The organism is Betaproteobacteria bacterium, assembly GCA_016713305.1.
Classification (GTDB): Bacteria; Pseudomonadota; Gammaproteobacteria; order Burkholderiales.
This window is the reverse complement of record JADJPK010000031.1, coordinates 563,057-586,287: the sequence shown is the minus strand read 5'-3', so window position 1 is coordinate 586,287 and position 23,231 is coordinate 563,057. Positions and strand designations below refer to the sequence as shown.

Genomic DNA, 23,231 nt, shown 5'->3' with positions numbered 1-23,231 from the left:
ACGATCTCTTCGGGGAGATGGGCATCTTCGCACCGGACCACAAGAGAACCTGCAGTGCCGTCTGCGTGACGGATGTGGATCTGTTCGCTCTCAGCGAAGACAAGGTCAAGCAGGCCTACTACCTGAACCCCGGCTTTGCGATGTTCGTTCTCAACGTGATCACGGCCCGGCTGCTGGGCGACCGGCGCGTCTGAGCGCTTCCGCACCGGCATGGCCGGTGCGCACCTTTCCAATCCCTCGGCATCACAGGGCGGGTATGTGTCCGCCCCCCATTCCATTATGACGATCCGCGTATGGCCGCGCGCCCTTCGCACGCGGATAGTGGAGCCCGTAGACAGTCTCATCTCTTCCCTCTTCGGGCGCCCCATGGCGCCTTTTTTTTGGCGTGAGTGATGGCCATCAGTGTGCGGGAAACAGCATTCCCTCGCGCAGCTGGTCTTCTGTCAGTCCAGGTCCGTTGACGAACCCCTGCATGTAGCGGCACCCCCACGACTCCAGCAATTCATGGTGACGAGGGGTCTCCACCCCCTCCGCCACGACATGCAGTCCGAGAATCTCGCCCATGCCCATGACGGCACGCACCAGCATCGCGTCGTTCGCATCGCCAACGATATCCTGAACGAATGACCGATCGATCTTGACCGCAGTCACCGGGAAGCGCTGCAACGTGGTGAGAGATGAGTAACCGGTGCCGAAATCGTCCAGGGCGAGTCTCACGCCCAGTTCGTTCAATCGAGCCAGGGTTTCACTTGCGTGCACCTGGTCCTGCAGCAAAGCCGTCTCGGTGAACTCCAGTTCCAGCTGGCTTGCTGCAAGACCGTGCTGCTTGAGCGTGTTGGCGACCAGTTCCGCGAAGTCCGGTTCTCGCAACTGGTAAGGTGACACGTTCACCGCAAGCTGGTCCACATCCGCGTGCGCATCGAGAGCCTGACGGAATCGCTGACAGGCGCGCTGCAGCACCCACTCTCCGATCGGAATGATGAGGCCCGTTTCCTCGGCCACCGGAATGAATTCAGCCGGCGGAACCCAGCCGTGCGTCGGGTGCTCCCAGCGCAGCAGGGCTTCCAACGCGCGGATTCGCCTGCCTCCGGCAACGCTGGTCTGTGGCTGGAAGACGAGATGCAGTTCGCCTCGCGGCATCGCGTGGCGCAGTTCGGTCTCGAGCCACAGCCGTTTCTGCGTGCGTTGGTGCAGTTCTGCGGTGAAGAACTGATAGCCGTTGCGGCCCCTTTCCTTGGCGCGGTACATCGCTGCGTCCGCGTTCTTGATCAATTCGCCGGGGGCATGGGCGTCGTCTGGAAAGAGCGTGATGCCGATGCTGGCCGATATCTGCATCTCGACACCGTTCAGATTGAACGGCTGGCTCAGCACGCCGATGATCTTCTTTGCCGTGATGGCGGCGTCTTCAGGATGCCGCAGTTCTTCCAGCATCACCACGAATTCGTCACCCCCGAGTCGCGCGACCAGGTCGCTCTTGCGGATGCAGTCCTTGAGCCGCTGGGCGGCGGCGACCAACAGCGCATCCCCGGCGTCGTGCCCCAGCGTATCGTTGATCAGCTTGAAGCGGTCGAGATCGATGAACAGAAGCGCGAGCGGCTTGCTGCTTCGATGCGCCAATGCAATGCCGTGTTCCACCTTCTCGTGGAACAAGGTGCGATTGGGAAGATCCGTAAGTTCGTCGTAGTACGCGAGGCGATAGAGGCTGTGCTCCGCGTCCTTGAGCCTGCTGATGTCCGAGAAGGTTGCCACGTAGTGCTTGACCGGGCCGTAGTCGCTGCGCACCATGCGGACACTCAACCACATCGGATACTGACGGCCGTTCGGACGCTGCGCCCAGATCTCCCCGTGCCAATGGCCTTCGCGCCGCAATGCCTTCAGCGGCGCACGCGAATTCTCGGCCAAGGCTCCCGCGAGGCGAAGATTCAGCACTCGCCACCGGCGGCCTATCAGTTCCCGGCTGGCGTACCCCGTAATGCTGTATGCAGCCTGGTTCGCGCTTTCTATCCTGCCGCGGGCATCGAGCACCAGAATGCCCTCGGTCGCATTGTCGAAGACGGCCGCTGTGAGCTTGAGCCGCTCCTCGCTGATGCGATGAACCGTGGTGTCGGTGTGCGCAATCACGGCGCCCCCGGTACCGTTGCGCAGCGGAGTGACGGTCATGGTGAACCAGCGCTCGCCTTCCGGCGTCGCGCACGGGTATTCCACCTGCGTGTGTGATTGCTCCGCCTGGAGCACCTGCTCGATGGCCCGCAGCGCCAATCGGACGTCCGGGTCCGACCCAGCAGCCTTTCGCACCACATCGAGGTAGTTGATGCCGGGCCGCGTTCCCGGCGCGGGTTCCCCGCGACCATTGCGGCTGAAGTCGTCCCATGCCTGATTCACCATGACGATGTAGCCGGCAGCATCGATGACCGCGATGTTCGAAGCCAGGGAGTCGAGCACCGCCCGAAGCTGCTCGCGTTGACTGCGCGCATCCACTTCCGCTGTCCTGCGGGCAGTAATGTCCATGGACATCGCGCACACCGCGCGGATCTTGCCGTCGTGCGTGAACAGAGGAAATCTCGACGTGACGAAGACGTGCTCGCCGTCCGCAAGACGCAATCGGCCCTCGGTCTCCACCGTACCCCGCCATCGTGGACGACTTCGATCTCACGTTGCCGGAAGTAGCGAATGGCTTCGGGAGTGAGGACCTCCTGCTGCGTCATGCCGATCGCCGACGCTGACGGGATATCGAATGCCTTCAGGAAACTGGGATTGGCGTACTCGGATCCGGCCCTGGAGGTCCGTTACCGACACCAGCGCCGTCGAGTGCTCCATGATGGCGTCGAGCTGATCATGCGCTTCTTTCTGCGCATGCTCGCTGACGCGGAGGTCTGTCCGGTCCACGAAGGTCAGCACCGCGCCAAGAAGCTCGCTCGACGGACCGATCCAGGGAGACATGTGAAGCAGCTGGAATCTGTCTCCCATCGGGATCATGTGCTGACGCGCCCGCCGTTCCGTCATCACGACCGCCAGCCGCTCTTCCAGGTCGGGCACGTTCGCACTGCGCCGGATCTCGGCCAGAGAGCAGGGGACGACGATGTCGAGCATCGCGGCAGCCGCAGCGTTGGTGCGCACGATGCGCAGATCGTGGTCCACTACGATCAGAGCGAATCCCATGCTGTGCTGGATATGCTCGAGATCCGAATTGGCGGTGAGGAGATCGGCTGATTTCGCCTCGAGCCCTCATTGACGGTGATGAGCTCTTCATTGGCCGACTGAAGTTCTTCGTTGGAGGTTTCGAGTTCCTCGTTGGTTGTCTGCAGTTCCTCGTTGGTCGCCTGCAGTTCTTCGTTGACGGACTGCAGTTCCTCGTTCGAGGTCTCCAGTTCCTCGATCACGGTCTGCAGATGTTCCCGGGTGAGTCTCAGCTCCTGTTCCAGTTCGCCGTCGAGTGGGCCTGACTCCTCCTCGGAGCCGGGTGCCCCTCCACGACAGGGTTCGAACACCACCAGGAGCGCGCTCGGACCAAGCCGCATCGGGTAGAGGGCGATGCGCACACGTCGGCTTGCGGTCCCGGTTCCGATCTTGTGCGGGCGTCCCAGGAGCGGCTCGCCACCGGCCTGGAACCGATGGGCGAGTATCTGGAAGTCCGATCGCACGGACGAATGGATGAGCTCCGGAAGGCTCAGTGTCGCCTTGCCCTCCCCCAGGCGCACATAGGGACTGACGTCCCCTATCACATGAACGATTTCCTGGCGATCATTGAGAATGACGGCCGGCGGCAGATACGCCTGGGCCGCCAGCGCCAGGAACTCCGCGTGGGAAGGCGGGAGATCCGTTTCGCGCGCCGGCTCGGTCGCTCTTGGAGCTGTCGCGATCCAGCCGACGGACCGTCGATTCCCGTGTGGTCGGTAGAGGCGGGCGGCCTTGTCCACCTCGGTGAACTTGCCGTCGTGACTCTTGACGCCTTCCGATCGTCCCAGAAAGAGCAGCCCATCCGTCTTGAGGGCATATTGGAATAAGTCCAGTACCCGTTCCTGGAGTGCGGCATTGAAGTAGATGAGCACATTGCGGCAACTGATCAGATCGACCCTGCCGAAAGGCGGATCCTTCGTGAGGTCGTGGCGCGAGAACACGACTACGTCCCGGATGCGCTGGCTGATTTCCATGCCGTCCGTGACGCTGCGGAAATGCTCGCGGATGCGAGCTGCATCGAGACTACGAAGCGACTTGGCCGCGTAGACGCCGCGCCGAGCGACCTTCATGGCGTTCTCGTCGATGTCTGTCGCGAAAATCTGGCAGCGATGGGGGCCGAATTCTTCGCCCAGCGCTTCGGCCATTAGAATGGCAAGCGAATACACCTCCTCTCCGGTGGCGCATCCGGGCACCCAGACCCTGAACCTCTGGACCGCGGGACGGGTGGCGAAGCGCTTGTGCAACTCGGCCCCGAGGATCTCGTAGGCGGGGCCGTCCCGGAAGAAGCTGGTCACCGAGATGAGGAGATCCTGGCGCAGGAGATCGAGCTCCTCGGGATGACGCTCGGTGAACTCCAAGTACCCTTCGAGCGAGCCGACGCCGCAGGCATTCTGGCGCCGTTCCAGGCGCCGCAAGAAGGTCGCCCGCTTGTAGTCTGCGAACGCGACCTCGGTTCTTGCGTAGAGTCGGGTGAACAGCGCTTGAAGGGGGTCGTTCCCCGCAATGGGCGCCGGAATGGCCGCTTCGCCTGTCGAATGAAGCATCTCCCCGATGGCGTCGGCGGTTTCGGCCGGCGTCACGAGACGCTCGGTGCAACCTGTCCGGAGCGCCGCCTGGGGCATGCCCGGGTACTTCGCGCTGGTGGGCAGTTGCGCCAGAATCCGCCCGCCGTTCGCATGAAGCGATCGAACGCCTTCGGCTCCGTCGGATCCGGTGCCGGAGAGGATCACGGCGATGCTGCGGGTGGGGCATTCTTTCGCCAGGGACCGGAGAAAGACATCGACGGAAGGGACCGGATGCGTGTTCTGCTGCGGCACTTGCAGCACCAGTCGTCCCTCCTGGAGGACGACGTGCCGATTCGGCGGGACCACGTGAACGGTGTTGGGCCGCGGCTGCTCGCCATCCACGATGTCGCGAACATCGAGCGCGGTCATCCGGCGGATCAGAATGGAGAGCATGCTTGGGTGGTTGGGCGAAAGATGCTGCACCACCACGAACGAGGCTCCCAGATCGGTCGGGATTCGTGAGAAGACGCTCCCCAGGGCTTCCAGCCCACCGGCCGACGCACCGATCGCGACGATCGGACAGCCCGGACGTCTTGCGTCACGGGCCTGCCCCAGTTCACTATCTGACCCGGCGCCCCCTGGCTCCGCGACCTTGTCCTTCACCTGCGTGCCTCCAACGAACCGGTTGAGCAGCGATGATCTTTTCGAACATTGCCGCAAGCTTATGCGGTACTGTCAATCCTGTCACATGGCGCGCGATCTTGGGGCGTCGGCAACGACCGGTCGTGCCCGGTACCTTCACTGCATGAGGAATGCATGAGCCGCATCAGCAGAGTGGAAGTGCACGTGTTTCAGTTCGATGTGCCCAATCTCGTCCCGGCGGGGGGCGGCGCCGTCGGCGCGCTCCACTACGGCAAGGGAGGCAGCACCCGGCTCACCAAGTACGCCGTGCGGATACTCGCCGAGGGAGGGCTGCGAGGCGAATACGTGACGCACTGGGTGGGATCCTCCGCGGCCCTCGGTTCCACGCTCATGCTGGCTCCGTATCTGATCGGGCGGGAGGCGGAGCAACGCGAGGGGATCTTCGACGATCTCGCGTGAATCGCGCCAGTCCGATCACATGGGCCACGGACCGCTGGACATCGCGCTCTGGGACCTGCAGGACGCAAGGGGTTTCGATCAGCGAGCTTCTGGGAGGGTACAGACAGAGGCTTCCCGCCTATGCGTCCACCTATCACGCATCCCGGGGAGAGGGTGGGCTCAATTCCAAGGAGGCTTTCGGCGATTTCGCGATTGCGTGCCGGGAACTGGGATACCGCGCATTCAAGATTCACGGGTGGAACGAGGGCAACAAGCGCGAAGAAGCCGAGAACGTCCTGCACGTGCGCAAGCGGGTGGGCGATTCCATGGAACTCATGCTGGATCCCGCCTGCGAGTTGCGCACCTTTGCCGACGCGCTCTATGTGGGGCGAGCCTGCGACGAGGCTGGCTTCTTCTGGTACGAGGATCCGTTCCGGGACGGCGGCGTGTCAGCCTATGCACACAAACGGCTTCGGGAATTCCTCGACACGCCGATCCTCCAGACGGAGCATGTTCGTGGTGTCGAACCGAAGGCGGACTTTCTCGTCGCCGAGGCGACGGATCTGCTGCGTGTGGATCCGGAGTACGACATGGGGATCACTGGCTGCATGAAGATCGCCCATATCGCCGAGGGATTCGGTGTCGACTGCGAGATCCACGCCTGTGGCCCGGCTCACCGTCACTGCATGTCCGCCATGCGGAACAGCAACTACTACGAAGTCGCACTGGTGGGGCCCGACATGCCCAACGCCGTTCCGCCCGTCTACGCCTGCGGGTACTCGGATCAACTCGACTGCATCGGCCCCGACGGTTGCGTCGGCATTCCTTCAGGACCCGGCCTGGGTGTGGAATACGACTGGGGGTTCATCGAAGCCAACAGGACCGCTCTGCACGTCTTTCAATAGACGTGGAACAGTGCGGAGCGGCGCGGGGCGCGTTGCCGCCCGGCTTTTTCATGCTTGGCATCGGAACAGTATTCGCCTGTTGCGTCGCCCTTTCACGCAGCCCCGCCCTTGTGGACCAGGTGGCCAACGCCACTTTGGGACGTCTTCACTGCGCAGTCCATCCTCCATCGACGACCAGGGAGGTACCCGTCACCATTCCCGCCGCCGGCGAAGCGAGGTACAGGGCCGCGGCCGATATCTCCTCGACTGTCGCAAGACGAGCCATGGGAATCCGGCTCATGATGAAGGCGCGCTTTTCCGGCGTATCCACCACTCGCCGTACCAGCGGAGTGTCGACGAAGGTGGGAGCGATGCTGTTCACCCGGATACCCTCGGGCGCCAGTTCCACGGCCAATGCCTTGGTGAAGCCCTCCAGCGCGTGCTTGGTCATGCAGTAGACCGTGCGGTTCGGCGAACCGATGTGTCCCATCTGGGACGACATATTGATGATGACGCCCCCCTTGGACTTGCGTTCCGGATCCTCGCGCATCTTCCGCACGGCGCATTGGGCGGCGATGTAGACCGATCGGATGTTGAGGTCGAGCATCACGTCCAGGTGGTGCTCGCTCACCTCATCGATCGGTTCGGGGAAATTGGTGCCGGCATTGTTGACGAGGATGTCGAGACGCGGCAGTCCCGAGATGGTCTGGCGCAACCCGGCGGTGTCCGTGACATCGCACACCGCGGCACGGCAGCGGCCGCCGGCGCCTTGGATACGGGCCGCGAGCGCCTCCAGCGAATCCTGCGACCTGGCCAAAGCGATCACTTCTGCCCCGGCAGCCGCGTAGGCTTCGACGATGCCGGCGCCAAGGCCGGCACTTGCGCCTGTCACGAGAGCCACCTTGCCGGCGAGCCGGAAGGCCGAGAAAGGGAAGGCGAGGGATGCGTCGGAATTCGAACTCATGAAGCGGATCTCTTGGTCAAAGGAGTGGAAAAGAAGGATTGTCCAAGGGAAGGTCCAATGTGTGGGCCGTCGCGACGGAGGTTCGGCGGGCGGATGACGCGAAGATCCGGGCCGCCGTGCGCTGGAGCACACAGGAGTCCAGCCGACAACGTCAGCCGCCGGGCGAGCACTGTCCCCTCCAGTGTGGGTTTCGCCATCACGCCGCCAAGGTGGCAAGAGCCTTCACCGCCACTTCGTTGTGCCGGAAACGGGCGCTGGCGGCGTGGGGCGGCTCGACGAGATGTCCAGTCCCGGCTTTGCCTCCCACCTTGCGATTGCCCGCCTACCTCCGCCACGCGATCCACGTACATTGATGAGACCTTCCCTGGCGTTCAGCTGAAGCCAACGACTGCGTGCGGAACGTAGGGAGCTTCGAGCGAGGCGATGTCCTCCGTCGTGAGCCGGACCGTCAAGGCTGCCACTGCGTCATCGAGATGAGCCATCCGGGTGGCCCCGACGATGGGAGCCGACACGCCAGGCTTGGAGAGCAGCCAGGCGAGCGCCACCTGCGCCCGCGGAATGCCGCGCTGCGCCGCAATGGCCGCGACCTGCCCCACGATCTTCCGGTCCGATTCCACTGTCGCGGCGTAGAGCGGGCCCATGAGATCGTCGGTACGTTCCCTTTCGGTCACTTCGCTCCAATCGCGTGTGAGACGGCCGCGCGCGAGAGGGCTCCATGGGATCACGCCAATGCGTTGGTCAGCGCACAGAGGAAGCATCTCCCGCTCTTCCTCGCGGTTGAGCAGGTTGTAATGGTTCTGCATGGTGACGAAACGGGTCCATCCATGAGTTTCTGCCACATGCTGGGCCTTCGAGAACTGCCAGGCGAACATGGACGAGGCGCCGATGTAACGCGCCTTGCCCGACTTCACGACGTCGTGCAGGGCCTCCATGGTCTCCTCGATGGGCGTCCTGTAGTCCCACCGATGGATCTGGTACAGATCCACGTAATCCATGCCCAGCCGTTGGAGGCTCGCGTCGATGTTCGCGAGGATGGACTTGCGCGACAGTCCCGCCGTGTTGTGTCCTTTGGCCGTCGGAAAGAACACCTTGGTTGCCACGACGATCTCGTCGCGATCGGCGAAATCGCGCAGCGCTCGTCCGACGATCTCCTCGCTGGTGCCTTCAGAGTATGAATTGGCGGTGTCGAAGAAATTGATGCCCAGATCGAGCGCCTTGCGGACGAACGGCCTGCTCGTTTCTTCGTCCAGGGTCCAGGGATGGCGGCCGCGCTCAGGTGCGCCGTAGCTCATGCAGCCCAGACAGATGCGGGAGATCTTGAGGCCGGTGTTGCCGAGTCGCGTGAATTCCAAGAAAGCCTCCGGTGCGGCGGGTCAAACCGAAAGGGTACCGTCGGCTCGCCCCCGTTGTCGATGCCGTAACGCCCTCAGAATCGAGACCCCGGTTCTTCGAGAAAGACGGCCTCTTCGGCCGTGGTTGCCCGGCCGAGCGCGGCGTTGCGGTGCGGAAAACGTCCGAAACGCGCGATGACTTCCCGGTGCTTGAGCGCCCAGTCCTGCATGCCTTGCGTCTCGGGATACCTGGCCAGTTTCCCGAACAGGGCGACTGAACGATCCTGTTCAGGCAGCGATTCGGCATGCTCGAAGGGCAGGTACACGAACGCCCGCTCCAGCGGGGACAGCGCATCGTCCCACCCGGACGCAATCATCCTGTGCGCGTGGGACAGCGCCGCCGCATCTGCGGCAAATGCCCGAGGCGTTTCCCGGTACAGATTGCGCGAGAACTGGTCCAGAACGATGATCAGTGCAGCCAGGGAACGGGGTGAGTTCGCCCAGTCGTCCAGAGATCCGGAGACGGCAGCCTCGTGCAGGGCGGCGAACCGTGTGCGGATCTCCTCATCGAATTCTGGCGATTTTCGGAACCATTCCGGTCGCGGATCCGTGGGCGGAGACCCCGGACCGAACCAGAACGCCAGCACGTCATCGGGAGTGGTCATCGGCACCTCGTAACAGTGGTCGAATCAGGCGGCCTTGTCCTGAGCAAGCCATGCCGCCCACATGCGCTCCAGGCATCGTCGCGGCCGGACTCGCACTGCAGCGAGGCCGACCAGGACGTTGCTCGTCGCGACGGGCAGGGTTATCGTCGTCCCATGAACGATCCTAACAAGGTTTGCATTGTCACCGGAGGCGGCACGGGCACTGGCGCCGCCTGCGCTCTCGCCCTCGCTCGTCGGGGGTGGCGCGTGCTCATCAACTACAGTCGCAGTGAATCCGAGGCGAACCAGACTGCCGATGCATGCCGGCAAGCGGGTGGCGAGGCGCACGTTGTTCAGGGCAGCGTGGCGGACGATGCAGCGTGCCGGAGCCTGGCGTAGAGCGCGCTCGAGCGCTGGGGACGCATCGATGCGCTGGTGAACAGCGCCGGCGTGACGAAGTTCGTGCATGCCGCCAAGCTGGAAGGCCTCAGTGCCGACGATTTCCAGTCCATCTACGCGGTGAACGTCATCGGCGCGTACCAGATGATCCGGGCCTGTGTGCCGGTCATGAAGGCGCAGGGCGCTGGCGCCGTCGTCAACGTTTCCTCCATCGCGGGTACCTTGGGGCTTGGATCTTCCCTCGCCTACGTCGCGTCGAAGGGCGCGCTGAACTCGATGACCCTCGGGCTTGCCCGGGCGCTGGCACCGGAGATCCGCGTGAATGCGGTATGCCCGGGCCTCATCGAGACTCGCTGGCACACCGCCCGATTTGACCAAGAAGGCTTCGCGCGATTCAAGAAGTCTTATGAAGATAGCGTTCCTCTGGCCACGACGGCGTCGGCGGAGGATGTCGCAGATGCCGTGTTGTGGCTCATCGAAGGCGCGAGAGTCACCACCGGAGAGTTGCTTGCCATCGACAGCGGCAAGCATCTGGGGAAGTTCTAGTCAATGCCGCGCCATTTGCTTGCATCGGTCCGGCACTACCTGGGCACGCTCTGAGTCGCTTCGGCTGAACGCACGGCGGGAAACAGGAGCTCCTCCCAGCCCGACCGAGGCCGGCCGTCCGGGAATGGTCATTCGCACAGTGCGGCCGCGAACAGCAACTTGCCGTACCTGACCTCCATGATCCGACCAGACGCAACGTGATGCACGAATGCGACGTCGTCCTCACCGGTATTCCACCGAATGCGAATGGGGGCGCCGGGCGTTGCGGCCGTCACCTCGTATGCGCCCCCTTCGCCTGGACCGCTGCCGTATCCGGATGCCGAACTGGTCTCGTTTCCGCCCGAGTCCCGGTTGGTCACGCTGAAACTCGATTCGGCCCCCGTAGCGAACCGGCCGCGGCCGTCGAAGGTGACCTTGCGGGTCGTGGAGTAGTTCGATCCGCTCGATGACGAGCCCGACCACGCGCACATCAGTCCCTGCAGGAGGTGATTGAGTCCGCTTCCTCCAGCAGGGGGTGTCTGCGCTCGGGCCGAACCCGTGCCCGCGCGGACGCAGTGGATGGGGTCCCCTTCCGGAGACACAATGTCGAGCTTGTCTGCCTGAAGAACGTAGGGGTAGGTCGCGGGCAGTCCGTCCAGCAGCACCTGAATCGCATTGCCCTGAAACCGGTACTGCATCGGCTGGCCGCCGTAGATCAGCATTCCGCTGTCACGGAACTCGAGGACGGCCGGCCCGAGCCCCGACTGGCATTGCCACTGACCTGCTGGCCGGTCGGCTGCGTACACCGGCATTCCGGCAATCGCAAGGAAAAGGAAACAGGCATCGATACTGGCGCGCATGAAGTTCCTCCGCTGGGGGCTGTTTCTCGATGGCGGTCTGTCGAAGTCTGCACCCTCGGCGGGAGCAATTCCACAGGGACGGTTGCGCGGAGTCGGCTCTGTCCAGGGCGATGGCGCTGGGAAGGATGCCATCACGAGACATGCGGGTGTGCAATATCATTGCCGAAGGGCCCGAACACGGTGTGCCGGGATGTAGGGAAACGGGCCGCGTTGACGCAAGTCAAATCGGTTGGGTCGCCCGGTCGCCGATAATTTCCCCGAGCATCGATCACGGAGGTGCGGCAATGGATTCCGACGATCTCAAGAGCGCAGCAGCCAAGTCCATGGAGGGCTCTGGCGACATCCGCGAGCGGGTGAGAGAACTTACCCTGGCAGCCATCCGGCAACGGAAGTTCGACTTTGCCGGCATGAAGGACGTCATGCATCAGGTGTCCGACGGCATCACCCTCGGCGCGGAGCGCCGCGGGGAAGACCTGAAGCAGGCGCTTGGAGATGCCTACCGGGGCATGGACGAGGCATTCAGCAAGTCGGCGCAGGCGACGCAGCTGGCGCTGTCCGAGCTGGTCTCCAAGGGGCGCGAATTCAACGACTCGGAAGTGAGAGCGACGCTCGAAGCGATGCGCAAACTGGAAAAGGACCTTCTGGCAACCTTGGCGGGCTCGGCAGAGAAGACCGGCGGCCGGATAAAGGAAGAGATGCAGGAACTCGCTGCGCACGCCGCGCGTGCTGGCACCGACACGGGTGCAGTCATCGCAAAGACGATGTCGGACTTCTCCCATCAGTTCGCCCGCACGGCAGGCGAAGCAACCCAGGCAGGCGTCGACGCCGCCAAGGCGTTGAGCGAACGTCTTGCCGAAGCGACAAGCGGATTCCTCGCCGGCCTCTCGGACGCCCTCGCCAGCAAGGACAAGACGACCAAACACTGATTGCGGCGAAACCGGCAGGGAGGTCCGTCCGCAGGCCGGGTACGGCCACAGGGTACTTCATCATCCATAACAGAGAGAGAATGCGATGTCGCACTATCACGCAGTCGTCTGGCTCGACCACACCGAAGCCCATGTCATGCATTTTTCCAAGGACGAGGTCGAGAAGTTCACCGCGCATTCCTCGGACAAGCATCCCCATCTTCATCACAAGCGCGGATCTGTGGGATCCGGCCATCGTGCAGAAGACGCGCAGTATTTCGGCGAGATCGTGAAGATGCTCGGAGGGGCCCAGGAGATTCTTGTCGTCGGACCGGGCCAGGCAAAGCTCGAACTGGTGAAGTACGTGCACAAGCATCACCACGACCTCGTGGACCGCGTTCTGGGCGTGGAGAGCGTGGATCATCCAAGCGATGGTCAGTTGGTCGCGTACGCGCGGAAGCACTTCGACGCCAAGGACAGGATGCGGGATCAGGGCGGGCACCTGCACTGATCCATGCAGACTGCCTTTCGCATTTGACCTGAGTCACCGGGCGGTTTCCGTCCGCCCGGACCCTGCCCCGTGCTGGAATCGCTCCACGCATTTCAGGATCTTCCCCGTCTGCGGGAACTGGTCACCATACTGATCCGGCACGGCTTCGGAGAAGTCATTCGGCGTGCCGGTGTCGGCACAGTGCTCGAAAGGGCGGGAGAACTCCTCAGCGCAGGCCAGGATGACTCGCTGCGTCATCTGGAATTGCCCGTCCGCATACGCATGGCACTCGAGGCCATGGGGCCCACGTTCGTCAAGTTCGGACAGGTGATGAGCACGAGGGTGGACATGTTCCCCCGGAGTGGATCGCAGAGTTCGAACGGCTCCAGTCGGCAGTGGAGCCTGCCCCCAGGGATGCCGTGGTCGCGGAGATCGCGCAGGCCCTCGGTCAGCCGCCCGAGGCAGTCTTTCGGGATTTCGAGCCGGTTCCCTATGCTGCAGCCTCCATCGCGCAGGTCTACCGGGCGCGTCTTCAGGACGGCAAGGCCGTCGTCCTGAAGGTGCGCCGGCCAGGCATCCGTCCGATCATCGAGGCGGATCTTCGAATTCTGACCGCGCTCGCGCGCGTCGCCGAACGCGAGCTGCCGGAACTCCAGCGCTTCCAGCCCGTGGAGATGATCGCCCAGTTCGGCAAGTCCATCGCGCGAGAACTGGATCTGGCTCTGGAGGCGCGCAACCAGGACAGGTTCGCGAAGAACTTCGCGGGTGACGACACCGTCGTCATCCCGGGGATTCACTGGCAGCACACGTCGCAGTTGATGAACGTCCAGGATTTTCTCGAAGGCGTGCCGGGCAACGATCTGGAACTGGTCGAACGCGCGGGCCTGGATCGAAAGGTTCTCGCCGACCGCGGTGCCGCGGCAGTTCTGAAGATGATCCTGATCGACGGCTTCTTCCATGCCGACCCGCACCCGGGCAACGTGCTCTACCTCCCTGGCAACCGTATCGGCATGCTGGATTTCGGCATGGTGGGCAGGCTGTCGGAGTTTCGTCGTGATCAGATCGTGGATCTGCTTGCGGCACTTTCTCGGCGCGACGAAAGCGGAATGATGCACGTGTTGCTCGACTGGACTGGCGAGGCGGCCGTGGACGAGTCACGGCTCGCTCTCGATCTCGGTGAACTGGTCTTCAACTACGAGCATCTCGAACTGCGTGACATCAACATCGGTCAGCTGCTCTCAGACGTCACGGCGATCATGCGGGATCACTGCATCGTGCTGCCTGCAGATCTGGCCTTGCTCTTCAAGGCGCTCATCACTCTGGAGGGACTCGGGCGCCGGCTGGATCCGGGTTTCCGGCTCGTCGAGTACCTGCGACCGTTTGTCCGGCAGGTGATTCTCGCCCGCTACGAGCCCAGATCCATGACCAAACGGTTGCGACACAGCCTTTCCGATGCGCTCGCTGCCGTCGGCGGACTCCCGTCCGATCTTGTCAGGCTGGTGCGCGATGCCCGAAAGGGCCGCCTGCGCGTCGAGTTCGATCTCAAGCGCCTCGATCACTTCGGGCATCAGATCGACCACAGCGCCAACCGGCTCACGCTGGGTGTGGTGACAGCGGCGCTGATCGTGGGGTCATCCATCGTCATGACAGTGAAAGGTGGGCCAGAGCTTTTCGGTCTGCCTGTGCTCGGACTGATCGGATTCGTAGTGGCCAGCCTCAACGCCGTCTGGCTCGCAATCTCGATCTGGCGCTCGAATCGGGAGTGACGTACAGCGCCGCGTCTGCGCCGGTAGCGACAGGTGTGCCACGGCCAGACGGCCGATGATCGATGATCGCCCATCTTGCAGGAACCGGCGGAATACTTCGCTGCGGCCCGGCAGATCGGTCCCGCCCATGAACGGCGGGTCAAGGTTCAACTTATCCCCTCGCAGACGGTCCCGGGAGAGAAATCATGAACTGGTCTTGTGCATTGGCGCCTTTGCTCCTTGCAGTCGCGATGTCTCCGGCCTTTTCCGTCTCCGCAGCGACGGTCGACACCGGACCATCCGAGTACCGGAGCGCTCTGAGCCGTCTCATGGCAGGCGACACCTTGCGGCTTGCGCCCGGCGACTACATGAACGGTCTTCCCGTGCATGGCCTGGTCGGAACCGAAGGCGCTCCCATAAGGATCGAGGCGTCCGACGCTTCACGGCGTCCACGCTTCATTGCCAGGCAAGGCCACAACACCGTGAGCATCGTCGACTCGGCGTACGTGGAGATCCGGCAACTGGACATCGACGGCCTCGGGCTTGCGGTGGATGCCGTCAAGGCGGAAGGGCACGCGCGGTGGGCACATCACATCACGCTGCAGGGCTTGCGCATACGTGGACACGGTGCGGACCAGAACACCGTGGCCGTATCGACCAAGTGTCCGGCCTGGGGCTGGAAGATTCAGGGCAATGAAATCGAGGGCGCGGGGACAGCTCTCTACCTGGGCAATTCGGACGGTTCGGCGCCGTTCTTCGACGGCGTCGTCGAGAACAACGTGGTGCGCGGCTCGATCGGCTACAACTTGCAGATCAAGCACCAGAGTTCACGTCCCGATCCGGACGGGAAATCCGCGGGACGCCGCTTGAATGTCATCCGGTTCAACGTCTTCGTCAAAGGGTCGAACAGTTCATCGGGAAAGTCCGCGCGCCCCAGCGTTCTCGTGGGACATCAGCCGAAGGAGGGAGCGGGCTCGACCGATGTCCACGTGGTCTACGGCAACGTCTTTCTCGGCAATCCGTCTGAATCCCTGTTCCAGGGCGAGGGGAACATTGCCTTCTACAACAATATTCTGGTCAACGTGCAAGGAAGCGCGGTCGCGATTCAACCGCACAATCGCCTGCCGCTGGAGGTGGAGGTCGTCGGCAACACCATCATCGCCCGGGACACCGGGGTGCGCCTCTTGGGTGCCGATACGGCGTACCGTCAGCGTGTCGACGGCAATCTCATCCTCGCGCGAACGCCGGTCGAGGGAATCGCCGCGTCCGGAAACGTTCGCGGCAGCCTGGCCGAGGCCAACGAGTACCTCAGGCATGTCGACGAAAGCTTGCCGGGACTCGACGCAACGCCTCTGGCGAGACTTGTCAGGGATAGTCGTGGCTTGAAGTGGCGGGATCCTGTCTTTCCGGACGGAGACCTGGACTATTCCGGTGACCCGCGCGTTCGCCGCGTGGCGGGGGCCGTGGACGAGCGCTTCGTGCCTCGTGTGTCTCCCGGCCGCTGAAGCCTGCGCACAGCCGCGAGGGCCAGTGGCGGGCGGCGGGGTATAGCTCAGGCAGCTGTCGCCACGGGTGCTTCCACAGGGCTCGGGGCGCTGCCGCGATAGGGGTCCGACAGCATTCCGTACAGAAGGAGTTCGTGCATATAGACGGCGCGTTCCTGCACCGGATGCCATTGCACGCCGGCTTCGAGTCCCAGCGCGATATGCAGAGCGAGAACCCCGTGCAGGCCAGCCCAGATTGTCTGGGCAATCCACTCGGCGTCCCGAAGTTCCGGCCGGAAGACGCCCCCATCGATGCACTGCTGCACCACGCTCAGGAAGAGTCCGTAGGAATCGGTCTCGGGGTTGTTTCGCTTCTCCACGTACAGCGGATCGTCATTGGGAAGCAACGGGGTCATGAACATCAGCCGGTAGTGGTTGGGCTGCTGCAGTCCCATGTCGATGTATCGCCGCCCGAAGCTCCGTAAACGCTCCAGAGGCGTCAACTGCTGCATCGCCGGACGAAACGTCGCCATCATGGCGGCGATGTCTTCCTCGCAAAGCGCCCGGACCATCTCGTCCTTGTCCTTGAAATACTTGTAGATCGTCGCTGGGCAGTACTCGATGCAGTCGGCCACCTTCCGCAACGTGACCGCGTCGTATCCCTCCTGCGCAAACAGATCGCGGGCGGCTTCGAGGATGCGATTGCGCATTTCCTCTCTTTCCCGCGCTCGTCTTTCGGTTGTACCCATGGCAGTCCCAAAAAAAGTGTTGACGAAGTGAACTGCGTTTATTAAAGTAAACGCCGTTCACTCAGTGATCTGAAGTCACTTAGGAGAAAACAGTCTAGTCGACTCCGGTGTTGATGGCAAGTTACTGAGAGAAATAGATTTTCAAGAAAATTGGCCGAGGCGAAGCCATGCCTCGATCCGCTGGATGAGGGTGCTGCCGTACCCGGGACAGTGTCTTCAAAGATCGCTGCGATTGCAGCTGTCGGGTGAACCAAAGGAGATATCGACATGAAGAACATCAAGGCCATTGCTTCTGCCATCGAAACACGGAAGAGCAGGACGGTGCTGCTGGCCGTCGCCGCAGTTGCTGCGTTCGCAGGGTCGGTCGCGCACGCCAGCGAACTGGGGGGCGTTCATTCCCGGGAACTGCTCGAATTCCAGAGCCGTCATTGGAATGGCAACGACATCCCGGCAGATCTGGTTGCCTTCAACCGTCCCGTTCGTTCCGCGGGCGCATCCGCGGCCTTCGGCCGGGATGCCTTTGCTGGTCCTGCCGCAACGCCGGTACGTGCCGACGTCGGCGTGAACAGCCGCTCCGGACGGGACACCCAGGCGGGAGTCGAGGGGAACCGACGTGAATCCCGTTCGGGCGCCGCGCCGACCGCATACCGGTTCGGGCGTGCCTGAACGCTACTGATCCCTGATCGACATCTGCATCAACACTCAAGGAGAAAATCATGAATCATCGTCATCTTGCCAACGTTGTTCTCGCATGCGCCTCGCTTGCTTCGGCTGCCGCATTCGCGGCGCCCAATGCCGAAGTCGTACCGGCCCAGTTCGGCCGAGACGGCGTGCCCCAGGTCGCCGTCACCAGACTGCCGTCGCCGGACGTCCAACACGTGCAGGTGTTCGGTCGGGACGTGCCGGTCAATCGGTCCGCACAGCGGCAGGGCGGACACATCCGCGCGGAACTCAACGCACAACGCTTCGGCCGTTCCTGAAGCTCCCGCCTCGAATGCCGGGGAACACATCTCCGGCATCGCTTCCTCCTCCCCTTGGCCCCGAGTCTGCCGGATTCGTCCCGGCGGATCGGGGTTCTTTCCTGCCGTGCCCGGAGTATTCCTCGGGGCTGGACAGCCAGTGCCAGGTTCGCGCGGTGATCGCTTCCAGTGTGCCGAACCGCCCCGCTGCATGACGAACAGCTGCGGACCAAGCCCGGAGTGACGATCTTCCAGTCCGGCATATCGCGAACTCGCAGCTGCCAGCCAGAGGCTCCACGATAATCCTGCTGCGTTTGAAGGTGCGCAAGAACTCGCAAGGGCGCAGGAAGTAGTCGTTCCGATCGCCTGTCAAGGTGATCCACAGCACGCCGGAGAGACAGACCATCTCCTCCGCAGGTCTCGCCAAGAGAAGGAAGGTGCTGCCTTGTGCAAGCACGCGAGATTCCCTTGCCCGGGAAAGATCCAGTGCGAGTTCGTCTGACAGCTTCTCGATCCGAATTCGCGGATGACGACCCATGGCGATTCCTCGGCGCAGTCATTTGGACCGCTCCTGGACACGGTACGTCGATCCGATGCGGGGTGGCAGACACACCCGCTACGATGTTCCGGCAGTACAGTCTCGTTCACATGGATCTGTGCTGCTTCACTGAATGCGGATCTGTCTCTGTATCGCCCCACCGGCAGCCTCCATCATGGAACGGACATGCAACCCTCCAAGTCTCAGCCGATGCTCTATCAGAATCTTGCCGCACGGCTCGCACGCTCGCTGGATGCGGGGGCATTCCGCGCGGGCGACCGACTTCCCTCCGTCCGGCAACTGGCTCGACGCGAGAGCGTGAGCATTGCCACGGCCGTCGCCGCATACCGCGAACTTGAAGACAGACGATTGGTCGAGGCTCGCCCGAAGCGTGGCTATTTCGTCTCGCCAAGGCGTGCCGTCCTGCCCGAGCCGGGGGCCTCGAAGCGCCCGGCCACGAGGTCCTCTGCAGTGGGCGTCAACCGGCTCATCATGGAAATTCTGGGAGCGGCGCGCGACCCGTCCGTGGTTCCGCTGGCAGCGGCCTGCCCCAGTGGCTCGCTGATGGTGCCGGCACACCTTTGCAGTCGGGCTGCCGCGACGCGCCTGAGACGCGACCCGGGGCTCGCGACCTCCTATCGAATGGGCAACGGATACGAGCCGCTCAGGCGATCGATCGCGCAACTCGCGTTTGCGTATGGGTGTCTCCTGGAGCCCGACGAGATCGTCGTGACCAATGGATGCATGGAAGCGCTGACGCTTGCCTTGCGCGCCCTCGTGCGGCCGGGCGAGACCGTCGCGATCGAATCGCCCACGTACTTTTCCGTGCTCCAGATTCTCGAGAGCCTCGGCGCGCGTGTTCTCGAACTCCCGACCAATCCGCGGACAGGTGTTTCCGTCGAAGCACTGGAACTCGCGACGCGACGGCCTGGCGCCGTTCGCGCCATGGTGCTGACACCGAATTTCTCCAATCCCCTGGGTAGTCTGATGCCGGACCTGGCGAAGCGCCAGGTAGTATCCATGATGGCCGAACGGGGCATCCCCATCGTCGAGGATGATGTCTATGGAGAGCTGCACTTCGGCGACGTGCGTCCGCGCCCCATGAAAAGCTGGGACCGTGAAGGCAATGTCATCCTCTGTTCCTCTTTCACCAAGATACTGGCGCCGGGATTGCGGGTGGGTTGGATGGCCCCGGGACGCTTCGGGGAAGAAATCGCGCTTCTCAAGTTCACCACGTCCGTCACGACAGCGGAGGTGGCGCAGGCGACCGTGGCCGAGCTGCTTTCTTCCGGCGGCTTTCTGCGGCACGTACGCCGGCTTCGCTCCTTATTCGCCACCCAGGTGCGCAGAGTCACCGAATCCATAGAGCGGCACTTCCCCGCCGGCTGCAAGGTGACGCGGCCCTCTGGCGGGTTCGTCCTCTGGATCGAGTTGCCCCGGGCAGTCTCGGCCATGGATCTGTTCTGGAAAGCCCTGGAGCATGGGGTGAGCATCGCACCGGGGGTCATGTTCTCCCCGAGCGGGGGATACGCGCATCACATCCGGATCTCGTGCGGCAATGTCCACGACGAGAACGTGGAACGCGCCATAGAAATCCTGGGGAAGCTCGCTGCGGGCATGGCCGCCGGCCATGGAGGCTCGCAGACGAGCGGGTCGATCAGTGCATCTGCGTCTGGCCGCTGATGGCCCAGTCCGGATGAACGCCGGCGTTCAACAGAGCGCTGAGCCGGGTCGCGTCCACAGGGGGGCTGAACAGGAAACCCTGCATCTGCTGGCAGCCCTGCGCGAGCAGGAACGCGGCTTGTGCCTGGGATTCCACGCCTTCGCCGATCATCTCAAGCCCCAGATTGCGGCACAGGTTGGCGACGGTCGATGCGATCACGACGTTCTTGCGGTCGTAGGGCAGGCCCGCCACCAGGGATCTGTCGATCTTCAGGCACTGGATGGGAAACCGGCTCAGTTGAGCGAGGGAACTGTGGCCAGTGCCGAAATCGTCCAGGGCGATCCGGATCCCGAGCGTGCGCAGTTCGCGCAGGACGCTCTCGGACCGTTCGGGATCGTCCATGGCTGCGCTCTCGGTGATTTCGAACTCCAGCGTGCCTGGAACGAGATCGGACCGATCTAGGATTTCGCGAATCTGCTGCAGAAGGGTCGGCTGGCGAAACTGCAGCGCTGAAAGATTGACCTTCATGGTGAGATGCACGTGGCCTTCGCTCTGCCACACGGAAAGTTGCCTGCAGGCTTCCGAAAGCACCCACCGGCCGATGCTGTCGATGGCGCCGGTTTCCTCGGCGACCTCGATGAATTCGCCGGGAAGCAGCATCCCGCGCTGAGGGTGCCGCCAGCGCAACAGCGCTTCCAATCCGACGATCTGCCCTCCGCGGGCATCGACGGCCGGCTGATAGTAGAGCTCCAGTTCGTCGCGCTCGACGGCGCTGCGCAGGCCGTTCGCCATCGCAAGCCGCAGCATGACGCGCGCGGTGATGTCCGGCGCGAAGAACCGGAATCGATTCCGGCCTTCCTCCTTCGCCGAGTACATCGCCGCATCCGCTTGCTGCACCAGCACCTCCGCACTGCCCGCATCGTCCGGGAAACAGCTGATGCCGATGCTGGCGGTGATCTTCAGCGAGTGACCGCGGATATGCACGGGCTCGGCAAGGGTGGCCAGAAGCTTGGTCGCCACGGTCGCCGCATCCGACGGCTCGTCGATCTCCTCCAGCAGGACGGCAAATTCGTCGCCACCCAGACGGGCGACCATGTCGAGATCACGCAGGCCCGCCTGCAGGCGTTTGGCTGCTTCCCTCAGCAGTTCATCTCCCGCGTGATGACCCAGCAGGTCGTTGACGGCCTTGAACTGGTCGAGGTCCACGAAGAGAACCGCGAGTTTGCGTCCATGCCGCTGAGCCCGCCGGATGAGATCCTCCGAACGGTCGAAGAACAGGGACCGGTTGGCGATGCCGGTGAGCGCATCGTGGTGAGCGAGGAACCTGACGCGCTCGTCGTCCTCCTCCTGGCGCGTCACGTCGCTGAACAGGATGACGAAGTGAGTGGGCCGCCCGGTGTCATCCCGGATGGCGGACACACTGAGCCGCGCGGGGTAGGTGGACCGGTCTCTGCGCCGGTCCAGCACGCGTCCATCCCAGTGACCGCTGCGGCAGATCTCCGCCACGATGGTGCTTGCCAGTTCGTCGTTGCGCACGTGGCGGCGCCAGAGATCGCTCACCTTTCCGACGACCTCATGCCCTGCAAAACCGGTGATGCGCGTGAACGCCGGGTTCACGGACTGAATGCGCCACGCGGAGTCCAGGATGACCAGCCCTTCGGCCATGCTGTCCATCGCGCTGCGTGCGAGACGAAGCGCGCTCTCCGCGCGGCGCCGCTCCGTGACGTCCACATTGGTGCCGATGAGCCGAAGGGCAGTGCCGTCCTCCGACCGCTCCACCACCTTTGCCCGCGAGAGAATCCAGCGGTACTCGCCACTGTCCGCCCGTACACGGTGCTCGAAGCAGTATTCAGGGATCTCTCCCTTCAAGGTGGCAATGTAGTGGTCGCCCATGGGCACGCGCTCTTCCGGTGGCACCAGGGGGAGCAGATCGTCGAAGGTCGTCTCGGACTCGGCCGGGGACCGCCCCATGATCCCCGCCCACCCCGCATCGAGGTAGATGCGCTTGCGGCGGCAGTCCACGTCGAAAAGGTTCTGTCCCGTGGCCCGGATGGCGAGCGCCAGGCGCTCCTTGGCGTCGCGGATCAACGCTTCCTCCCGTCTTCGCTGGGTGACATCCCGGGCGACGATCACGACCTTGTCCGGTTCTCCACTGGGATCGCGAACCGGTTCCACCGAACAATCGATGATCCGCGGATCGTGATCTTCCTGCTTCAGGCGTAGCTCCAGCCGGCGGCCCGTGGAGGTATGCAGCGTATCTCGCAGCGCTTCACGCAGACGCGAGAGATCGCTGGCGTGAACGTGGGCCAGGCCTGGAGTCGAGTCTGCCGGTTGTCCCTTGTCCATCGCCCGCGTCAGCGATCTGCTGCCGTAGAGCTGTTCGCCGTGCCTGTCCCAGACCGCAATCATGTCCGAGACGTTGTCCGTGATGAGTCTGAACATCGCCTCGTTGCCCTTCAACGCAGCTTCGGCCCTCTGGCGTTCGGCCAGTTCCACTTCGAGGTCGCGCGTGCGTTCCTTCACGCGCTGTTCCAGTTCGTCCGTGAGCGTCTGCAGCCGGGCGTTCGTGGCACGGAGGGAGTCCACCAGACCTGCATTGTGCGACCGGACCTCGAACGTGCGATGGGCCATCCGGTGAAAACGGCTGGCGCTGTTCAGGACTCCGAACAGATAGACGACGGACATGAGTCCGATGAAGGTGGCCTGCGCGTGACCGCGTGCAAGAAAATAGGCAATGGCCGGCAACAGGGCGAGGACGGCGTAGTTCCGAAAGACCGAGTAGACGACCGCGAGGTGCGATATGGCTGCGGCGATCATCCCCGCCAGGACGATGGCAACGAACAGTTCCGAAGTCGGTGCGACGTCTGCGGGCAACAGCATCCAACTCGCTCCCCAGCACATGCCAGTGGCAGTGGCGCCCAGCCGGAAACGCCGCTTCCATTCCAGGGAGGTGCGGGCGTCGGTCTGACGGCTGTACAGCAGACGATCCCAGGCGCGCAGGCCCGTGACCACGTAGAACGCCAGCAGCCATGCGCTCACGAGCCAGGCACTGGCACCCGGCCAGAGAGCCAGTGCGAGAAGGGTGCTGACTGCCATGTTGATCGCCAGTCCCGCCGCAGCGTTGGCGTACAGCAGTTCGATCTTGTACTGGAGAAGGGGCCCGCTGTCGGGGAAGGATCGGCGTGGGCGCGGAGCGTCTGCCGACGGATTCGAGAGATCGGCGCCGGGCCGCTCTGCTGCGGGATCTCCCGGCGGGAGAGAAGACATGGCTGTGAGAGATCCGGTCCTTTTGCACGGAGTATAGCCCCCGTCGCAGATCTGCGACAGAC

At 63.4% G+C, this 23,231-nt stretch carries 18 protein-coding genes and 3 pseudogenes; 11 read left to right on the top strand and 10 right to left on the bottom strand.

The window, feature by feature from the left end; translation table 11 throughout:
- Positions 1-17 precede the first annotated feature (17 nt).
- Positions 18-194 (top strand): hypothetical protein, encoded by a 177-nt coding sequence (locus IPK20_24260; protein ID MBK8019487.1) that lies wholly within the window; start codon positions 18-20, stop codon positions 192-194.
- 205 nt (positions 195-399) lie between these two features.
- Here the strand turns inward: IPK20_24260 and IPK20_24255 are convergent, their stop codons facing one another.
- Genes IPK20_24255 through IPK20_24245 form a run of 3 tightly spaced genes read right to left on the bottom strand, consistent with a single transcriptional unit; the run spans position 400 to position 5,345 of the window.
- Entirely contained in the window at positions 400-2,601 is a 2,202-nt protein-coding gene (locus tag IPK20_24255) for an EAL domain-containing protein (protein ID MBK8019486.1), read from the bottom strand.
- 48 nt (positions 2,602-2,649) lie between these two features.
- Entirely contained in the window at positions 2,650-3,159 is a 510-nt protein-coding gene (locus IPK20_24250) for a PAS domain-containing protein (protein ID MBK8019485.1), read from the bottom strand.
- Positions 3,144-5,345 carry a hypothetical protein gene (locus tag IPK20_24245; protein MBK8019484.1) on the bottom strand — a complete coding sequence of 734 codons (2,202 nt, stop codon included), beginning with the start codon at positions 5,343-5,345 and terminating at the stop codon, positions 3,144-3,146. The genes IPK20_24250 and IPK20_24245 overlap by 16 nt, the downstream gene beginning before the upstream one ends.
- A 153-nt stretch (positions 5,346-5,498) precedes the next feature.
- On the opposite strand from IPK20_24245, the gene IPK20_24240 reads away from it, so the two are divergent.
- Both IPK20_24240 and IPK20_24235 read left to right on the top strand, forming a co-directional pair.
- Positions 5,499-5,783, top strand: a complete 285-nt coding sequence (locus IPK20_24240) for a hypothetical protein (GenBank protein ID MBK8019483.1) — start codon at positions 5,499-5,501, stop codon at positions 5,781-5,783.
- Between the two features lie 19 nt (positions 5,784-5,802).
- Positions 5,803-6,667, top strand: a pseudogene (locus IPK20_24235) (mandelate racemase).
- A 145-nt stretch (positions 6,668-6,812) separates the two neighbouring features.
- Here IPK20_24235 and IPK20_24230 read toward each other — a convergent pair.
- The 3 genes from IPK20_24230 to IPK20_24220 all read right to left on the bottom strand — a co-directional run bounded on the left by IPK20_24230 (position 6,813) and on the right by IPK20_24220 (position 9,606).
- The gene (locus tag IPK20_24230) at positions 6,813-7,610 is read right to left on the bottom strand and encodes an SDR family oxidoreductase (protein ID MBK8019482.1); all 798 of its coding nucleotides are present in this window, start codon (positions 7,608-7,610) and stop codon (positions 6,813-6,815) included.
- A gap of 371 nt (positions 7,611-7,981) precedes the next feature.
- Positions 7,982-8,962: an aldo/keto reductase gene (locus tag IPK20_24225; GenBank protein ID MBK8019481.1), complete on the bottom strand. Its 981-nt coding sequence runs from the start codon at positions 8,960-8,962 to the stop codon at positions 7,982-7,984.
- A 74-nt stretch (positions 8,963-9,036) separates the two neighbouring features.
- Positions 9,037-9,606, bottom strand: a complete 570-nt coding sequence (locus tag IPK20_24220; GenBank protein ID MBK8019480.1) for a DUF924 domain-containing protein — start codon at positions 9,604-9,606, stop codon at positions 9,037-9,039.
- A gap of 153 nt (positions 9,607-9,759) precedes the next feature.
- Between IPK20_24220 and IPK20_24215 the strand changes: the two are divergent.
- Positions 9,760-10,530: pseudogene (locus IPK20_24215) on the top strand (SDR family oxidoreductase).
- Between the two features lie 128 nt (positions 10,531-10,658).
- On the opposite strand, the gene IPK20_24210 reads toward IPK20_24215, so the two are convergent.
- A complete protein-coding gene (locus IPK20_24210; protein MBK8019479.1) occupies positions 10,659-11,369 on the bottom strand; it encodes a hypothetical protein in 711 nt (236 codons plus the stop codon).
- 284 nt (positions 11,370-11,653) lie between these two features.
- Between IPK20_24210 and IPK20_24205 the strand changes: the two genes are divergently transcribed.
- The 4 genes and pseudogenes from IPK20_24205 (at position 11,654) to IPK20_24190 (ending at position 16,014) form a co-directional block, all read left to right on the top strand.
- Complete coding sequence (locus IPK20_24205; protein ID MBK8019478.1) at positions 11,654-12,295, top strand: hypothetical protein; 642 nt, start codon at positions 11,654-11,656, stop codon at positions 12,293-12,295.
- An 85-nt stretch (positions 12,296-12,380) separates the two neighbouring features.
- On the top strand, positions 12,381-12,785 hold the full coding sequence (locus IPK20_24200) for a translational machinery protein (protein MBK8019477.1): 405 nt from the start codon (positions 12,381-12,383) through the stop codon (positions 12,783-12,785).
- Positions 12,786-12,854: 69 nt separating this feature from the next.
- A pseudogene (locus IPK20_24195) lies at positions 12,855-14,530 on the top strand (ubiquinone biosynthesis protein UbiB).
- Between the two features lie 185 nt (positions 14,531-14,715).
- Positions 14,716-16,014, top strand: coding sequence for a right-handed parallel beta-helix repeat-containing protein (locus tag IPK20_24190; protein ID MBK8019476.1), 1,299 nt, complete (start codon positions 14,716-14,718; stop codon positions 16,012-16,014).
- A gap of 47 nt (positions 16,015-16,061) precedes the next feature.
- Here IPK20_24190 and IPK20_24185 read toward each other — a convergent pair whose 3' ends face one another.
- Positions 16,062-16,703, bottom strand: a complete 642-nt coding sequence (locus IPK20_24185) for a TetR/AcrR family transcriptional regulator (protein MBK8019475.1) — start codon at positions 16,701-16,703, stop codon at positions 16,062-16,064.
- Positions 16,704-17,009: 306 nt separating this feature from the next.
- On the opposite strand from IPK20_24185, the gene IPK20_24180 reads away from it, so the two are divergent.
- Positions 17,010-17,408 (top strand): hypothetical protein, encoded by a 399-nt coding sequence (locus IPK20_24180; GenBank protein ID MBK8019474.1) that lies wholly within the window; start codon positions 17,010-17,012, stop codon positions 17,406-17,408.
- A gap of 50 nt (positions 17,409-17,458) precedes the next feature.
- Positions 17,459-17,722: a hypothetical protein gene (locus tag IPK20_24175; GenBank protein MBK8019473.1), complete on the top strand. Its 264-nt coding sequence runs from the start codon at positions 17,459-17,461 to the stop codon at positions 17,720-17,722.
- On the opposite strand, the gene IPK20_24170 is transcribed toward IPK20_24175, so the two are convergent.
- On the bottom strand, positions 17,694-18,239 hold the full coding sequence (locus IPK20_24170) for a DUF2917 domain-containing protein (GenBank protein ID MBK8019472.1): 546 nt from the start codon (positions 18,237-18,239) through the stop codon (positions 17,694-17,696). The genes IPK20_24175 and IPK20_24170 overlap by 29 nt on opposite strands.
- A 186-nt stretch (positions 18,240-18,425) precedes the next feature.
- On the opposite strand from IPK20_24170, the gene IPK20_24165 reads away from it, so the two are divergent.
- Positions 18,426-19,922, top strand: coding sequence for a PLP-dependent aminotransferase family protein (locus IPK20_24165; protein MBK8019471.1), 1,497 nt, complete (start codon positions 18,426-18,428; stop codon positions 19,920-19,922).
- On the opposite strand, the gene IPK20_24160 is transcribed toward IPK20_24165, so the two are convergent.
- Positions 19,897-23,169 carry an EAL domain-containing protein gene (locus IPK20_24160; protein ID MBK8019470.1) on the bottom strand — a complete coding sequence of 1,091 codons (3,273 nt, stop codon included), beginning with the start codon at positions 23,167-23,169 and terminating at the stop codon, positions 19,897-19,899. The two genes, IPK20_24165 and IPK20_24160, sit on opposite strands and share 26 nt — an antisense overlap.
- Positions 23,170-23,231: the final 62 nt, after the last annotated feature.

Bases quoted from the DNA above. Each gene is read 5' to 3' on its own strand.
- IPK20_24260 (MBK8019487.1), top strand. From the start codon at position 18: ATGGGCATCTTCGCACCGGACCACAAGAGAACCTGCAGTGCCGTCTGC.
- IPK20_24250 (MBK8019485.1), bottom strand. From the start codon at position 3,159: ATGGGATTCGCTCTGATCGTAGTGGACCACGATCTGCGCATCGTGCGC.
- IPK20_24240 (MBK8019483.1), top strand. From the start codon at position 5,499: ATGAGCCGCATCAGCAGAGTGGAAGTGCACGTGTTTCAGTTCGATGTG.
- IPK20_24230 (MBK8019482.1), bottom strand. From the start codon at position 7,610: ATGAGTTCGAATTCCGACGCATCCCTCGCCTTCCCTTTCTCGGCCTTC.
- IPK20_24220 (MBK8019480.1), bottom strand. From the start codon at position 9,606: ATGACCACTCCCGATGACGTGCTGGCGTTCTGGTTCGGTCCGGGGTCT.
- IPK20_24210 (MBK8019479.1), bottom strand. From the start codon at position 11,369: ATGCGCGCCAGTATCGATGCCTGTTTCCTTTTCCTTGCGATTGCCGGA.
- IPK20_24205 (MBK8019478.1), top strand. From the start codon at position 11,654: ATGGATTCCGACGATCTCAAGAGCGCAGCAGCCAAGTCCATGGAGGGC.
- IPK20_24200 (MBK8019477.1), top strand. From the start codon at position 12,381: ATGTCGCACTATCACGCAGTCGTCTGGCTCGACCACACCGAAGCCCAT.
- IPK20_24190 (MBK8019476.1), top strand. From the start codon at position 14,716: ATGAACTGGTCTTGTGCATTGGCGCCTTTGCTCCTTGCAGTCGCGATG.
- IPK20_24185 (MBK8019475.1), bottom strand. From the start codon at position 16,703: ATGCGCAATCGCATCCTCGAAGCCGCCCGCGATCTGTTTGCGCAGGAG.
- IPK20_24180 (MBK8019474.1), top strand. From the start codon at position 17,010: ATGAAGAACATCAAGGCCATTGCTTCTGCCATCGAAACACGGAAGAGC.
- IPK20_24175 (MBK8019473.1), top strand. From the start codon at position 17,459: ATGAATCATCGTCATCTTGCCAACGTTGTTCTCGCATGCGCCTCGCTT.
- IPK20_24170 (MBK8019472.1), bottom strand. From the start codon at position 18,239: ATGGGTCGTCATCCGCGAATTCGGATCGAGAAGCTGTCAGACGAACTC.
- IPK20_24165 (MBK8019471.1), top strand. From the start codon at position 18,426: ATGCAACCCTCCAAGTCTCAGCCGATGCTCTATCAGAATCTTGCCGCA.
- IPK20_24160 (MBK8019470.1), bottom strand. From the start codon at position 23,169: ATGTCTTCTCTCCCGCCGGGAGATCCCGCAGCAGAGCGGCCCGGCGCC.